The sequence below is a fragment of the Rhodococcus sp. IEGM 1381 genome, from assembly GCF_030056795.1.
Lineage (GTDB): Bacteria > Actinomycetota > Actinomycetes > Mycobacteriales > Mycobacteriaceae > Rhodococcoides.
In genome coordinates this window covers 13,507-29,097 of the sequence record NZ_JASHKQ010000004.1, presented here as the reverse complement: position 1 = coordinate 29,097, position 15,591 = coordinate 13,507, and the positions used below count along the sequence as shown (strand labels likewise).

Annotated in this window: 11 protein-coding genes; 3 read left to right on the top strand and 8 right to left on the bottom strand. The window is 64.6% G+C overall.

From position 1 onward, the window contains the following. Window positions 1-21 precede the first annotated feature (21 nt). From QM797_RS13520 to QM797_RS13510, 3 genes are all read right to left on the bottom strand, one after another. Complete coding sequence (locus tag QM797_RS13520; protein ID WP_283276144.1) at window positions 22-921, bottom strand: transglutaminase family protein; 900 nt, start codon at window positions 919-921, stop codon at window positions 22-24. Further along, window positions 921-3,614: a circularly permuted type 2 ATP-grasp protein gene (locus QM797_RS13515; protein ID WP_283276143.1), complete on the bottom strand. Its 2,694-nt coding sequence runs from the start codon at window positions 3,612-3,614 to the stop codon at window positions 921-923. The genes QM797_RS13520 and QM797_RS13515 overlap by 1 nt, the downstream gene beginning before the upstream one ends. Before the next feature lie 125 nt (window positions 3,615-3,739). Then, on the bottom strand, window positions 3,740-7,129 hold the full coding sequence (locus QM797_RS13510) for a transglutaminase family protein (RefSeq protein ID WP_283276141.1): 3,390 nt from the start codon (window positions 7,127-7,129) through the stop codon (window positions 3,740-3,742). A 523-nt stretch (window positions 7,130-7,652) separates the two neighbouring features. On the opposite strand from QM797_RS13510, the gene QM797_RS13505 reads away from it, so the two are divergent. Further along, window positions 7,653-8,351, top strand: coding sequence for a DUF2189 domain-containing protein (locus tag QM797_RS13505; RefSeq protein WP_283276140.1), 699 nt, complete (start codon window positions 7,653-7,655; stop codon window positions 8,349-8,351). Window positions 8,352-8,420: 69 nt separating this feature from the next. On the opposite strand, the gene aspS is transcribed toward QM797_RS13505, so the two are convergent. Beyond that, complete coding sequence (gene aspS / locus QM797_RS13500) at window positions 8,421-10,232, bottom strand: aspartate--tRNA ligase (protein WP_283276301.1); 1,812 nt, start codon at window positions 10,230-10,232, stop codon at window positions 8,421-8,423. 170 nt (window positions 10,233-10,402) lie between these two features. On the opposite strand from aspS, the gene ypfJ reads away from it, so the two are divergent. Then, entirely contained in the window at window positions 10,403-11,317 is a 915-nt protein-coding gene (ypfJ, locus tag QM797_RS13495) for a KPN_02809 family neutral zinc metallopeptidase (protein WP_283276139.1), read from the top strand. Window positions 11,318-11,326: 9 nt separating this feature from the next. On the opposite strand, the gene QM797_RS13490 is transcribed toward ypfJ, so the two are convergent. After that, window positions 11,327-12,355 (bottom strand): Rv2578c family radical SAM protein, encoded by a 1,029-nt coding sequence (locus QM797_RS13490; RefSeq protein WP_283276137.1) that lies wholly within the window; start codon window positions 12,353-12,355, stop codon window positions 11,327-11,329. Between the two features lie 126 nt (window positions 12,356-12,481). Between QM797_RS13490 and QM797_RS13485 the strand changes: the two genes are divergently transcribed. Continuing rightward, window positions 12,482-12,952 carry a DUF3237 domain-containing protein gene (locus QM797_RS13485; protein WP_032377784.1) on the top strand — a complete coding sequence of 157 codons (471 nt, stop codon included), beginning with the start codon at window positions 12,482-12,484 and terminating at the stop codon, window positions 12,950-12,952. A gap of 11 nt (window positions 12,953-12,963) precedes the next feature. On the opposite strand, the gene QM797_RS13480 is transcribed toward QM797_RS13485, so the two are convergent. From QM797_RS13480 to QM797_RS13470, 3 genes are read right to left on the bottom strand one after another with little or no spacing between them, the layout of a single operon-like run. After that, entirely contained in the window at window positions 12,964-13,617 is a 654-nt protein-coding gene (locus QM797_RS13480) for a hypothetical protein (protein ID WP_283276135.1), read from the bottom strand. Then, window positions 13,607-14,878, bottom strand: coding sequence for a histidine--tRNA ligase (hisS, locus tag QM797_RS13475; protein ID WP_283276134.1), 1,272 nt, complete (start codon window positions 14,876-14,878; stop codon window positions 13,607-13,609). Before hisS ends, QM797_RS13480 begins: the two co-directional genes overlap by 11 nt. A 2-nt stretch (window positions 14,879-14,880) precedes the next feature. Beyond that, window positions 14,881-15,573 (bottom strand): MBL fold metallo-hydrolase, encoded by a 693-nt coding sequence (locus tag QM797_RS13470; protein ID WP_283276133.1) that lies wholly within the window; start codon window positions 15,571-15,573, stop codon window positions 14,881-14,883. Window positions 15,574-15,591: the final 18 nt, after the last annotated feature.

Genomic DNA, 15,591 nt, shown 5'->3' with positions numbered 1-15,591 from the left:
CATCGAATTATGCAGGGTTCGCTACTGCGGTGCAACGTCCACCGACACGGAAATGGTGCTCTTCTCCGCCTCGGTGTAGATGATCCCGCGCAGGGGTGGCACATCGGCGTAGTCACGCCCCCACGCCACCGTCGCGTACCGCTCGTCGACCAACTGGTCGTTGGTGGGGTCGAACGCGAGCCACCGATCGTTCGGCATCCACACTGCAGCCCACGCGTGGGTCGCATCGACCCCGATCATTCGTTCCTTACCGGGCGGGGGCTCGGTCGCAAGATATCCCGACACGTACCTCGCGGCGAGACCGTGCGACCGCAGGCACGCAATGGCCAGTCGAGCGAAGTCCTGACACACGCCCGACCGCGCGGCGAGCACATCTGCCACGGTGGTCGAGACCGTCGTGGAACCGGACAGATACCGAAAGTCCGTGAAGATGCGATGGGTCAGATCGACGATGACGTCCGCCAGCGGTCGACCGGGTCGGAAGCTGGGCTCGGCATACGCACGCACTTCGTCGGTGATCTCCGGAGTGGGAAGATCCAGGGCAAATTCCACCGCGGACGCGCGGGCCGAATCCGCCGGCACGGTCGGGTCGAACAGTGCCATCCGAGCGGATTCCCACGGCGCGGTTGCGGGCCACGACGTGGTCTCGTCCGCGGGCCGCGGATAGACCTCCACCAGGGAGTCCGCCGTCACCACCAGCTTCTCGTGATCGTGCGTCACGTGGAAGTACACGTCCTCGTTGCCGTAGACGTCGACCCCGAAGGACTGATCGGTAGGCGCAGGCTCCACGGTGACGGATTTCTCCGTGCAGTGTTGCCCGTCCATGTCTCGCGGCGCGAGAAAACCTCGCCCGTACGACGAGGAAACGCGATCTGAGTAGGTATAGGTCGTGATGTGCTTGATTCGGTACCGACGGCTCATCACCGCACCCCGTTCGCAGTTCGAATGTTCGAGCTACCCCACAGCGGCTGTGTGCCACCCGGCAACGACATGTGCGTCGCGAGGACCACACGCGACAACTCCTCGAGGGAATCGTGAATGCCGTCCACCAACTCGATCAGATCGACCCGGCGACCGTTGGCGTCGACCGATTCCAGATCGCCCGGATCCACTCGCCGCAACCGCACCCGCATCTGCTCGACGAGTTGCTCGGGCCGTGAGGTCCCCGAGGCATCGGGCAGCGATCCGAGGTCGTCGCGGAGACGATCGAGCTGATACACCAATGCTCGTGGGTTCCCCTCGTCGAACAGCAGCAGCTGCGCAACAGCTGCCGGACGTGCCCGGCCGCTGTTGCGTCGGCGATAGATCACCGAGGACTCGGCCGCCGACAACACCGAATCGATGACTGCCTGTTCGGTGGACGGAGTGAGGGCGTGGCTCAGTGTTGCCGACAGCAGCGCTGTCAGTTGCAGACCACGTTCGATTCGTTTGCCCGCGTCCATCAGGTACCAGCCGGCATCTCGAACCATCGACTCCGACGCCAATCCGGACACCGCGAGCAGACCCCGCAGCACGCTCGACTGCGACGCAGCCAGTTGGGCACCGTTGTTGGCCGGGGATTCCGCCAATTCTTCGAGCGCGGTGTCGATGCGGTTGAGCACCGCCCAGGTGTCGTTCGAAAGCTGATCGCGCACCGCGCGCGCCGCCTGCTGCATTCGATCCACCGATTGCGCCAACGATCCGAGGCGTCCCGCCGACAGCATCAGTGAACGCATTTCGACGATCGCGTCGGCACGGGTCTTCTCGTCGAGAAAACCCGGTCCGGTCCGCGAGACCTTGGTGACCGCTTCGAGCAGGATCGGCAGGCTCTCGCTGCCCTCCAACCACGGCATCGAGCGGTAGTCCTGATTGCGTTCGCGCGCCGCGATCAGCAGGCGAGTCATGTCCTCGGCACGCTCGGTGTAGCGACCGAACCAGAAGAGATCGCCCAGCACACGTGGTGAGCTGACCACATCGACGTTGGACGCGGCGTAGTGCGGCAACTCTTCTACCGTCGCAGGCGGGGTGTGCGGCGCAGAATCGGCCGGCGTGACCCGTTCCAGCGACTTCACCCAGACATCCTTCGAGGCCACCGTGATGAGCGGATCGGTGACCGGAGCCGTGATCATCACCTGTCCCAATCCACCGCGCATCGGGGTGTACCCACCGCGCTGCGCGACGGTGAACAGCCTCATCCCCACTTGCGCGGGAGCAACCGCCAACTGCTCTGCCGCTCCCCCGCCGATCGACGAACCGACCGGAGCCAACGAAAATTCCGGCACTTCCTGACCGGTCCACTTCCAGGGCTCGGCAGCGATCCGACCCCACACATCGCGAGCTCCGGCATCCGTGAGGTCGTGTCCCACCACCGTGCGACGCGACGTGATCGACCGCAAGATCAGCGAACGCAGTCGACTGCCGATGTGCGCGAGCTGATTCGGGTCACCGCCCCAATAGGTAGGAACCGAACCGAGCACCAAATCCTCGCCCAGTAGCGCCCTGCTCAGCGCGGGCAGCAACGGAACCAGTGCCGGGTTCTCGAGTACCCCACTGCCGAGGGTGTTGACCACACTGACAGCACCGCGCCGCAACACCTCGACCAGGCCCACCACACCCAGATGCGAGTCCGGGCGCAGGTCCAGTGGATCGGCGAACTCGGCGTCCACCCGACGAAGCACCACATCGACCCTGCGGAGCTTGCCGAGCGACCGCATCCACAGACAGCCGTCACGAACGACGAGATCCGCGTTCTCCACCAGCGGGAAGCCGAGAACCGTTGCGAGATAAGCCTGATCGAACGCAGTCTCGGAATGCGAACCGGGGCTCAGTACAACCACCACCGGGTCCTCGGCGGACGCGGGCGCAGCGTCGCGCAGTGCCAACCGCACCGCACGTGCGAACGTGGACAGCGGCCTGGGGTTGCTCTCCTGGAACAGCTCGGGCATTGCTCGCGACATCACTCGCCGATCCGCGAGCGCATACCCCACGCCGGACGGTGCCTGAGTTCGGTCGGCCACGACCTGGAACAGACCGTCCGAGCCGCGGGCGACGTCGGCGGCATGCATGAACAATTGATGCGGACCGGGGATGGTGATCGCATGGGCCGTCCGCAGATAGCCGGGGTTGCCGAAGATCAGCTCCGGCGGGATCAGCCCCCGCCGAACGGTCTCCTGGGCACCGTAGATATCGGTGAGCACCGCATCGAGCAACATCGAGCGCTGAACCAAACCGGCTTCCAGACGATCCCATTCGTCGGCCGCGACCACCAACGGAACGCTGTCCAAGCCCCACCGCACGGCACTGGGCACAGCCTCGGAACCGCCGGTCGGAATGGGGTTGTACGTGATGCCGTGGTCGTCGACGAGTCGACTGACCCGTGACTGCAACGTCTGCATGGCCCCCGAACCGGCCTCGCGCATCCCGTCGATCAACCCCGCCCAATGCGGACGCACGTTGCCGTCGGGATCGAGCATCTCGTCGAAACGATCTGCCCGACCGACCACGGCCTCACGCCGACCCTGATAAGCAAGCCAGGGCGACCCGTCGCCACCCGTGACAGGTTCGTTCCGGCCGACTCCACCTGCCACAGGTTCGTTCCGGCCGGCTCCACTCAGGGCGGTATCTACGGGCGCCATCGAGCCGCTGTTCCTTCCGTCGGTCGATCTCCCTTCGCCACCGGATGAGTTCATGACCGAATTCACCCGGAGCGCGTCGGACCGAGATCGCTACCGGTCGACTCGTTCTGTTGTGCAGGCATGCGTCAGGGCGTGTGAACTCCTGTTCGGCGCAGGTCCAACATGCCCGGAGCACTCACATCGATCGCCTGTCGAGCGTGTATCTCGAGCAATCTTGCTATGTCCACCTTGCCCGAGGTGAACCCACCCTCCTCGAAGCGGCCGTTGCGGCGCGCTTCGGCCTCGACGGAATTGACGGGCGGGCCGTCGTACGACCTCCCGCCCGGGTGAACGACGTGGTACGAGCAACCGCCCACCGCGCGTCCGGTCTGCATCTCCACGAGATCGAAACGCAGCGGACTCTGTACCTCGATCGTCGGGTGCAGAGCGCTCGGCGGCTGCCATGCGCGATACCGCACCCCAGCGACCTGAACATCCTGTCGATCGGTGCGCAACAGCGGCACCGGCACCCCGTTGCACGTCAACAGGTATCGACCCGCATCGGCTCCGGCGACCTGTACCTGGATCCGCTCCACCGAGGAGTCCACATAACGCGCAGTTCCCGAGGACGTCGATTCCTCACCGAGGGTATTCCACGGCTCGATCGCACCGCGCAGTTCGATTTCGGCATCGCCGACCACCGTGGTCCCGATTCTGGGAAATCTGAACTCGGTGAACGGGTCGAGCCAGCTGGTGTCGAACTCGATTCCGTGTTCGCGAAGGTCCTCGACCACGCGGCCGATGTCGTTGATGACGAAGTGCGGCAGCATGTACCGCCCGTGCAGGTTCGCACCGTGCCGAATCAGAGGTGCCTGGAGCGGGGTGTCCCAGAACCGCGAGACCATCGAACGCACGAGGAGTGACTGCACCATTGCCATCTGATGATGGGGCGGCATCTCGAACCCGCGCAGCTCGAGCAATCCCAGTCGGCCCCGAGTGGAGTCAGGGCTGTAGAGCTTGTCTATGCAGAACTCGGAACGGTGCGTGTTCCCGGTGATGTCGGTGAGCAGGTGACGCAACGCCCGATCCACCACCCAGGGCGACCCGGATCGATCTCCATCGGTCAGTCGCCTGATCTCGCTGAACGCAACCTCGAGTTCGTAGAGCGATTCCTCGCGACCCTCGTCGGCACGAGGTGCCTGCGACGTGGTTCCGATGAATCGTCCCGAGAACAGGTACGACAGCGACGGGTGACGCTGCCAATGCGTCAGCAGCGACACCAGCAGGTCCGGTCGACGGAGCACCGGCGAGTCCACGGGTGTGACCCCGCCCAGGGTGATGTGGTTGCCACCCCCGGTTCCGCGAGTGGTGCCGTCGTTGTCGAATCCTTCGGTGCTCAACCGGGACTTACGCGCCTCGAGGTAGAGGCGTTCCATGAGCTCGTTCTGTTCCGCCCACGAGGACGTAGGTTGAACGTTGACCTCGATAACACCGGGATCCGGTGTGACGGTCAGGGTTTGGATGCGCGGATCCGACGGCGGACCGTAACCCTCGATGACGACCGGCGTGTCGATGGTCGAGGCCGCGTGCTCGACGCGCGAGACGAGGTCGACGAAATCGTCCAAACGATCCATCGGCGGCATGAACACGTGCAGAACGCCGTCGCGGACCTCGGCGACCAGCGCGGTCACGGCCGTGCCGCCTACCCCGGACGTCTCGTTCACCAACTGCGCGTACCGCGACTCGGCCGGATTCACCGCACGCGGCGGTTGCTGCGTCAGTTGCCGAATGGGTAGATCGGGAGTGGGCGCGGTGGGATCGGACGGGTTCTCGACCGGACCACCGTCCCAGGAGATCGCGCGGAGCGGCAACCGTAGACCGGCGGGAGAGTCACCCTCCAGCAAAACGATTCGGCCTCGGCGCAACTTCCAGTCCGAACTCTCCCAGCCGGAGCCGTCCTCGGTGCGAGATATCGGCAACACGAACGCCGCAGGCTCGTCCGTGCTGGCATCGAGCCGCTCGAGCAGTTGTCTTCTGGCCTCCGCGGAATCGGCTCCCGGTTCGAGATCCTCGTCGTCGGCGGGCGGGTCACCGTACGGCTGACGAACCAGGTCCAACAGTTTCACCAGCGGGTCCTCGTAGGCGGGGCGCGCTTGTGAGGCGGGCAGTCCGAGCGCCTTGACCAACTCGTCGATCAATTCCTGCGACGCCGAGTTGTCCACCGGCTCCGGGCGAAGGTCCTCGGCCAGCCAGGGATCGGCGATCAGATCGGAATCGTGCCACAGGGCTTGGCCGTCGGTGCGCCAGAACAGTCCCACCTGCCACCGCGGCAGCGGCTCGCCGGGGTACCACTTGCCCTGACTGCGCTGTACCAGTCCGTCCGGTGCGTAAATGGTCCGAAGTCGTTCGGCCAGGACACTGGCCAGCTTTCGCTTGTGTGGGCCGTCGGCTGTGGTGTTCCACTCCGGGGCTTCCTGATTCTCGATGGCTACGAACGTCGGCTCACCACCGACCGTCAACCGGATGTCCTGATCGTGCATCCGCTTGTCGATCTTCTCCGCCGTGACCTTGATCGATTCCCACTGATCGGTTGTGTACGGCAACGTCGTTCGCGGATCCTCGTGCACACGGACGACGGTGTTCGAGAAATCGAGTTCGGCCTTGCACTTGCTCGTCGCGCCGGAGATCGCGGCGGCCGTGGACGGGTGCGGCGTCGCCGACAGTGGGATATGTCCCTCGCCTGCGAACAGACCCGACGTCGGATCCATCCCGACCCAGCCCGCCCCCGGCAGATATACCTCGGTCCACGCGTGCAGATCGGTGAAGTCCTCGACAGGACCGGACGGACCGTCCAACGACTTGACGTCCGAGGACAACTGAACGAGATAGCCGGAGACGAAACGCGCGGCAAGACCCATCTGGCGCAGCACCGAAACCAGTAGCCATGCCGAATCACGGCACGACCCCACAGCGGACGTCAGCGTCAGATCGGGCGTCTGAACCCCGGGCTCCATCCGCACGGAGTACCCGACGTCACCCATGACGGCTTGGTTTGCCATGACGAGAAAGTCGATGGTGCGCAACGACTCTCCGCGTTCGACGACGGCTGCCTGCAGCTTCTCCACCCAGGCCGAGACCACCGGACCGGGGCCCGAGCCGGCCTTGCCTTCGTCCACCGGACGCAGGTACGGCTCCAGATCGGGAAGGTCGTGTTCTTCGTACGCGAATCCGAAGTGCTCCGCCCATTCTTCGACGAAAAAGTCCAGCGGGTTGATCGACGCCATGTCTGCGACGAGTCCGACCGTGATCGACAGATGGTCGGTGCGCTCGGGAAACACCACCCGAGCAAGAAAGTTGCCGAAGACGTCCTGCTGCCAGTTGACGAAGTGTTCCGCTGGTTCGATTTTCAGCGAATACGCCTCGATCGGTGTGCGCGAATGTGGCGCGGGGCGCAATCGGATTTCATGCGGAAAGATCTTGACAGTGCGGTCGAACTGGTAGCTGGTGCGGTGTTCGAGTGCAACCTTGATGCCCACGGCGAGCCCCTCGTGATAGTCCCGGTATGGGTGGAACACACAACCCTAGTAGGGCCGAGCCGGGTGCGCTCGGCAAGAATTCGCGATCGGTGGACCCGGGCTGGAACATTTTCGACCCCCGCACCGTCCACATGTCGACGCCTTGACACACAGAACTGTCTACGGTTCGCTCAGCCTGAAATTACGGACGAATAGTCGACGTACTTCGCAAGACACCGAAGGGTAAAACGTGAGTGAAAACCCGCCCAATGGACCGCAATACGGTGGCGACCCCAATCCGGACCAGCCGGACCTGAACAAACCGCAGACGCCAGGCAGCGGTTATCCCCCTCCCGGTGGCTATCCCCCTCCCGGCGGCTATCCCCCTCCCGGGAACTACCCGCCGCCCGGGAACTACCCACCCCAGGGCGGCGCACCCGGTGGATATCCCCCACCGCCCGGAAACTACCCACCCCCCGGCGGTTACCCACCGCCTCCCGGAAACTATGGGAATTACGGAAACCAGGGCTACGGTCAAGCTCCGATGGCCCCCAATCCCGGGCGCCTCGACGTCGGTGCGGCGCTGAGCTACGGCTTCGACAAGTTCAAAGCCAATGTCGGTCCATGGCTCGGACTGACAGCCATCGTGCTGGCGGTGGGCGTGGTCGCCTTCGTGGTGACGTTCGCGTCGACCTTCGCCGCTGCGATGGACGCCGGCAATCGAGGTGAGACCCTGGACGTCGGTACATTCTCGATACTGTCGATACTCCTGACGGCTGTCGCCACGTTCGTGGGGTACTTCGTCAACGCGGCGTTCGTACGCGGTGCGCTCGACGAGACCGTCGGCCCGCAGAAGCCGACGTTCGGCCGGTTCTTTCAACTGACCAATGTGCCCCAGCTCGCTGTCCTGGCCGTGATCTGGACCGTGGTCACTGTCGTGCTGGGATTCATCCCGTTCCTGGGTACGGTGCTGCAGATCGTGGTCGGCGTGCTGACGGCTTTTACCCTGACATTCGCACTGGACCGGAACCTGGCCGCGCTGGACGCCATCAAGGCAAGCGTCGATCTGGTGGTCAAGAACTTCGGCCCCGTCATCCTGCTGATCCTCGCGTTGGCCGCGATCAATATCGTCGGTGCCATACCGTGCGGACTGGGGCTGCTGGTGACCGTCCCCGTTTCGGTGATTGCGCTGAACTACGCATACCGCGTGCTTACCGGTGGGCCGTTGTCCTTCGCTCGCTGACGTCGACGCCAGACATACGCGAATGTCCCCGTAACGCTCGGCGCTACGGGGACATTCATGTTCGCGGGACTACTGAAACGCGTCGACCACGGTCTCGGCCGCAGCTGAAGACTCTTCCTTCTTCTCCGGCTTGAAATCGACGCCCGATTCCTTACGCTGCTGCGGCGTGATCGGAGCAGGCGCGTCGGTCAACGGGTCGATGCCGCCACCGGACTTGGGGAACGCGATGACCTCACGGATGGAATCGACTCCGGCGAGCAGCGCAGTGATGCGATCCCAGCCGAACGCGATTCCGCCGTGCGGCGGTGCGCCGTAGGAGAAGGCATCGAGCAGGAAGCCGAATTTCTCCTGCGCCTCCTCCTTGTCGATACCCATGATCGCGAACACTCGTTCCTGAATGTCCTTGCGGTGGATACGAATACTGCCGCCGCCGATCTCGTTGCCGTTGCAGACGATGTCGTAGGCGTAGGCCAGAGCAGACCCGGGGTCGGTGTCGAACGAATCCATCGACTCCGGCTTCGGCGAGGTGAACGCGTGGTGCACGGCCGTCCACGCGCCGGATCCGACGGCCACGTCACCACTGGCTGTGGCATCGGACGTCGGCTCGAACAGCGGAGCGTCGACGACCCAGACGAATGCCCAGGCCTTCGGGTCGATCAGGTCGAGCTTGCGGGCGATCTCGCCGCGGACGGCACCGAGCAGTCCGCGCGAGGCCTTGATGGGTCCGGCGGAGAAGAAGATCGCGTCGCCGTTGGTCGCACCGACGTGTGCGGCCAGGCCGTCGCGTTCGGCGTCGGTCAGATTCTTCGCGACCGGGCCGCCGAGCGTGCCATCTTCGCCGACGAGAACGTACGCGAGTCCCTTGTGTCCACGTTGCTTGGCGAATTCCTGCCAGCGGTCCAGTTGCTTGCGGGGCTGAGACGCGCCACCGGGCATGACGACCGCGCCGACGTAGGGAGCCTGGAACACCCGGAAGGTGGTCTCGGAGAAAAAGTCCGTGCACTCGACCAACTCGATGTCGAATCTCAGGTCCGGCTTGTCGGAACCGTAGCGCCGCATGGCCTCGGCGTAGGTGATCCGCGGAATCGGCGCGGAGAAGTAATGCCCGACGAGCTTCCACAGCGACGCCAGAATCTCCTCTGCCAACAGGATGACGTCGTCCTGGGTGACGAAGCTCATCTCGACGTCGAGCTGAGTGAACTCGGGTTGACGATCGGCACGGAAATCTTCGTCTCGGTAGCACCGGGCAATCTGGTAGTACCGCTCGATACCACCGACCATCAGCAGCTGCTTGAACAGCTGCGGGCTCTGTGGCAGAGCGTAGAAACTGCCCGGCTGCAGACGTGCGGGCACGAGGAAGTCTCGTGCGCCTTCGGGAGTGGAACGCGTCAGGGTCGGGGTCTCTACTTCAACGAACTCGTGGTGTGCGAGCACCGAGCGAGCGGCAGCATTGACGTGCGAACGCAGCCGAATGGCGTGGCCGGGGCCCTCGCGTCGCAGGTCGAGGTAGCGGTACTTGAGCCGCGCTTCCTCGCCAGGCTGATCGTCGAGTTGGAACGGCAGCGGTGCGGCCTCGGACAAGACCTCGATCTCCGAGGCCTCGACCTCGATGGCACCGGTGGGAATCTCGTAGTTTGCGTTGCCCTCGGGACGACCCTCGACCTTGCCGGTCACCTTCACCACGTACTCGGCACGCAGTCGGTGTGCCTGCTCGAGTGCTGCTCCCTCGCGGAAGACGACCTGGGACACACCGGAGGCGTCACGAAGGTCGATGAAGATGACGCCGCCGTGATCGCGTCGACGGGCCACCCATCCCGTCAGCGTCACGGTTCGGTCGACGTGCTCGGGGCGTAATGAGCCGGCGAGGTGGGTGCGCAGCACGGGTGTCCTTTCGAGAAAAATCCGCTGATCGTGTTCTTCGCTCACCGATCCTACGGAGCACATCACCGTAGAAGGAAACGAGATGCCGTCCCGGCATGCGAAGCTAAGGCCGACAGTGGCGGTATCGGTTCGCATCTGAAGATGCTGGCTCGGTGGAGGGGAACTCGGTCATGACGTTCAGAGAAGGCTCGCAATCGGAACCGGGCCGAGTCTCGGTCGGCGGCGGCGGGGGCGGCGGACGGGGGAAGTTGGCCATCGGTGGCGGAGCGGGTGGCTTGGTCATCATCGTCCTCGCCCTGCTGTTCGGCGGCGATCCGGGAGCCATCCTGAACCAGATCAGCGGCGGCGACAGTTCCGCCGGGCAGAACGACTCCGGGTCATCGGGAACGCTCGACTGCGACCTGGCAGAGGCGAACAGCAGTGTCGACTGCCGAGTCGATTTCACGGTGGCGAGCCTGGATACCGTGTGGGAGTCCCAACTGCAGTCGCAGACCGGTGTCGCGTACGTGCAGCCTGAAGTGCGGTTGTTCTCCGGCGCGACGAACACCGGCTGCGGCAACGCCACCAGCGCCGTCGGTCCGTTCTACTGCCCGGCCGATTCCACCGCATACTTCGACACGAGCTTCTTCCAGGTTCTCGTCGATCAATTCGGTTCCAGTGGCGGACCCCTCGCACAGGAGTACGTGGTGGCGCACGAGTTCGGCCACCACCTGCAAAACCAGCTGGGCGACATCGGACGCGCGCAGGCCGATCCGCAGGGACCCGAGTCCGGTGGTGTCAAAGTGGAGTTGCAGGCCGACTGCTACGCGGGAATCTGGGCGCACTACGCAGCCGACCCCGTCGACCCGAAGGCAGGTGTGGCGTTTCTCGAACCGCTGACTACCACCGACATAAACGACGCCCTGTCGGCCGCGTCGTCGGTGGGCGACGACCGAATTCAGCAGGCCTCGACCGGCCGCGTCAACCCCGAAGGCTGGACACACGGCTCGTCAGCCCAGCGACAGGCGTGGTTCACCGCCGGGTACGAGACCGGACAGGTGGCGGCCTGCGACACTTTCTCGGCGCGCGACCTGAACAACCCCTGATCGCACCACTCAGAACAGAGTGAGTGCCGGTCCCGAGGTCGCCAGTTCTCGGGGTTCGACAGGCTCGTTCGCGGGCAACGAGCGGGTCTGTTCTGCAGCGAAACCGTAGGTGTCGAGCAGTGGATCGATTCTCGCTTTCAGCCACTGCTTGTAATCGGCAGTCACGTACGCCCCATGTCCGTAGAGCTGGCGGTATCTGCGTACCAACGCCGGGTGCTCCTTCACCAGCCAGCTCATGTACCAGTCCTTGGTGCTGGATCGAAGATGCATCGGCAGCGCCGTCACGGTCGTCGCGCCGGCCTCGGCCAGTGCAGCGATCAGCCCGTCGAGTTGTTTGGCTCCGTCGGTGAGAAACGGAATGACCGGTGCCACGAGCACACCGCAGTCGAGCCCCGCATCCCGTACGGCGCGGATGAGGTCCAATCGTGCTCGCGGACTGGGTGTTCCGGGTTCGAGCTGCTTCTGCAAATCTGCATCGTGGATCGCCAGACTGATGCTCACGTGTATGTCGACCTTCTGGGCGGCCAGTGTCAGCAGCGGCAGGTCCCGTCGCAAGAGCGTCCCCTTGGTCAGGATCGAGAACGGCGTACCAGACTCTGTCAACGCCCGAATGATGCCGGGCATCAACCGGTATCGTCCCTCGGCGCGCTGATAGGGATCGGTGTTCGTCCCGAGCGCCACCGGCTCCCGCTTCCAGGATCGACGTGCGAGCTCTTTACGTAGGACTGCCGCAACATTCGTCTTGACGACGATCTGCGAGTCGAAGTCGTTCCCGGAATCGAGGTCCAGGTATTCGTGTGTCGGCCTGGCGAAGCAGTACCGGCACGCATGCGAACATCCCCGCATCGGATTGACGGTCCACGAGAACGGCACCTGCGATTCACCCGGAACCTCGTTCAGCGCACTCTTGCACAGCACCTCGTGGAAGGTAATTCCCTCGAACTCCGGGGTCTGCACGCTGCGGACGAGCCCGGACCGTTCGAGTCCCGGTAGCGCGCCGTCGTCCGCGGCATCGAGAGTCTGACCGGCCCATCGCATGCACACAGTCGAACATTTGTTCTATGCGGTGTCAAGGTCGGTACCGTTCCCCGCATCCCCGCTCGGATCCGGCAGCCGACAAGCGATAGCGTAGGGCCTGAAGTCGATCCTAGGAGTGCACCGCACGTGACCGCCCCGAACACACCGACCCTCGAACCCATTCTGCGCCTGGGACTCACACTGGGCCCGGCCATCGAGATCGGGTCGGTGCCCGAAGGCGACCGAGTCGTCACCACCGTCCTCGGCGGGGCCGCCCCCGGCCCGGACATCGAGGGCACTCTGGCGGCTCGATCGACCGTCGTCAGCGTCACCCGACCCGACGGATGCACCGAGTTCAGCAGTGATCTCGTCCTCGAATTGGCAACCGGCGGTTACCTTTCGCTCGACTATCGCGGGGTTCAGTTCGGCCCGGCCGAGGTCATCGACGCGCTCGACGATCCCGACCGGGAAGTCGACCCCGCGACCTACTACTTCCGTGGCACGTTGCGAGTGTCGACGGCTGTTCCGAAGTTCACGTACCTCAACCGTGCGCTGGTCGTCACTTCCGGCTCACGATCGGCCGAGGCCGTGGTCCTCGACGCGTTCCTGGTGACCTGAGACCCATTCGCTCATCGGAGCAGTTGTGCGACCTCGTGGTCGGTCAGCGTCGCATGCGGAGTGCGGCCCTTACTGCGAACCAGTTCGATCGCTCGGTAGAGGGGCCGTTCGTCGAGTCCGGCGTCACGCGCCTCGGCCCGTAGCTGGTCCACCAGGACCGACGCGATGGCCGCCGCAGGGACGAGCTCGGTGGTCCACAGCGAATCGGCGAGGGTGCGCAGGGCGAGGATCGGCAGTTCACGACCGCCACCTTTGGTGTACAGCGCCAGTGGTAGCACTACGCGAGTGCGGCCGTCGTAGAGCCGCAACGAGATCTGATCGATTCCGGCCGTGCGAATCGTCAGCTCGGCCGTCACCACTTCCGGCATCTGCAATCGGCGGGTACGCACCCCACGCGCGCACAGCTGGGGACCGTCGAGCCACACCCGGCGCCGCAGGCCGAGCCAGCCGGACACCGCGGCCGGTCCACCGACCACCACTCCGACGAGGACTGCCACCCACACCGGCACAACCAGTGCGAGTACGACGGCGAGCACGATTCCGATCGCCACCGAACCGACCGCGATTTTTCGTAGGCGCGGGGCCAGGAACTCTGCGGAAACCAGATCGAGGGCTACCGAACCCGCGGCGCGCCGCGGGTCACCGGGCCCGGAATCACCGGGCAAGACGGGCCCCGAGGGCGTCGACCACGTCGGCCAACTCGACGGTGCTCTGCTCGCCGTTCGAGAGGTCTTTCACCACAATCGATTCCGCTGACAGTTCTTGATCGCCCAGCACCAGCGCGTATCGGGCACCCGATCGATCGGCTGCCTTCATCGCTCCTTTGATGCCGCGACTTCCGTATGCCATGTCCACGGCGATACCCCGTTCGCGTAGTTGCGCGGCGATATCGACGATCGCCAGTTTGGCAGCGGCACCCATCGGGATGCCGAACACCTGACACCGAGACGTGGCCCCCGCAGTCTTTCCCTCGGCGGCCAGGGCGAGGACGGTGCGATCGACGCCGAGCCCGAATCCGATACCCGACAGCGCTTGCCCGCCCAGCTGTTCCATCAGCCCGTCGTAGCGGCCGCCGCCGCCGATGCCGGATTGCGCCCCCAGCCCGTCGTGCACGAACTCGAATGTGGTCTTGGTGTAATAGTCCAGCCCGCGCACCATCCGCGGGTTCACCAGATACGGAACGTTCATCACGTCCAGATACGCCAGCACCTCGTCGAAGTGTTCTTTGGCCGAATCGGAGAGGTGATCGAGCATCAACGGCGCGTCCGCGGTCATCTCGCGCACCTCCGGCCGCTTGTCGTCGAGAACCCGCAGCGGGTTGATCTCGGCGCGTCGACGCGTGTCCTCGTCCAACGGAAGCGCAAAGAGAAACTGCTGCAACAACTCTCGATACTGAGGGCGGCAGGTATCGTCACCGAGCGAGGTGATTTCCAGACGGAAACCGGTGAGCCCGAGAGCTCGAAAACCGGCGTCGGCCACGGCGATGACCTCGGCGTCCAATGCCGGGTCGTCGATGCCGATCGCTTCGACACCAACCTGCTGCAGCTGCCGATACCGCCCGGCCTGCGGGCGCTCGTAACGGAAGAACGGCCCGGCGTAGGCCAACTTCACCGGAAGCGCGCCCCGATCCAATCCGTGCTCGATCACCGCACGCATGACCCCAGCGGTGCCCTCTGGACGCAGGGTCACCGACCGATCTCCGCGATCGGCGAACGTGTACATCTCCTTGCTCACCACATCGGTCGACTCTCCGACGCCGCGGGCGAACAGCCCGGTGTCCTCGAAGATCGGGAGTTCGATATGTCCGTAGCCGGCGTTGCGGGCGGCGTCGAGCAACCCCTCTCGCACGGCGACGAACTCGGCCGAGTTGGGGGGAAAGTAGTCGGGAATACCCTTGGGCGCAGAAAAGGTGGTCGGCTTGCTCACGCTCACAGCTTCCCTTGCTCAGGGTCGCCGAGTCCAACGAGGAACGGATTGGACGCACGTTCCTGGCCGATCGAACTCTGGCCGCCGTGTCCGGGCAGTACCACGGTGTCGTCACCGAGCGGCAGCAACCGGGTCGCGATGGACCGCAGTAGTTGATCGTGATCACCGCCGGGTAGATCCGTCCTGCCGATCGACCCCGCGAAGAGGGTGTCTCCGGTCAGCGCCAACGGAACCGCACCGTCCGGCCCGTCGGCCCGAACGAGAAACACCACCGAACCCTGGGTGTGACCGGGCGTGTGCACCACCGAGAACTCGATTCCGGCGAGATCCAGCTGCTCGCCGTCGGCGAGTTCGATCACCTCGGCCGGTTCGCGAAACTCGATGTCACCCAGCACGGCAGCCAACGCTGGACCCGTTCCCTTGATCGGGTCCGACAGCATGTATCGATCTTCGGGTGCGATGTACGCAGCAATGCCGTACTTTTCGCAGATCGGCTCGACCGACCACGTGTGGTCGAGGTGGCCGTGCGTGAGCAGCACTGCGGTGGGAGTGAGCGAGGATCGCGTCAGAAAATCGATCAGCGGATCCGCGGCGTCCTGACCGGGATCGACGACGACGCACTCGGACGCGTCGTCCTGCGCCAGGATGTAACAATTTGTCTGAAACATGCCTGCGGGGAATCCGGTGACGAGCAAACCAATCGCTCCTAAAGG

Excerpts from the sequence above, each read along its gene's own strand:
- QM797_RS13490 (WP_283276137.1), bottom strand. The coding sequence starts at position 12,355 with ATGCGATGGGCCGGTCAGACTCTCGATGCCGCGGACGACGGCGCGCTA.
- ypfJ (WP_283276139.1), top strand. The coding sequence starts at position 10,403 with ATGACGTTCAGAGAAGGCTCGCAATCGGAACCGGGCCGAGTCTCGGTC.
- QM797_RS13505 (WP_283276140.1), top strand. The coding sequence starts at position 7,653 with ATGGCCCCCAATCCCGGGCGCCTCGACGTCGGTGCGGCGCTGAGCTAC.
- QM797_RS13520 (WP_283276144.1), bottom strand. The coding sequence starts at position 921 with ATGAGCCGTCGGTACCGAATCAAGCACATCACGACCTATACCTACTCA.
- QM797_RS13515 (WP_283276143.1), bottom strand. The coding sequence starts at position 3,614 with ATGGCGCCCGTAGATACCGCCCTGAGTGGAGCCGGCCGGAACGAACCT.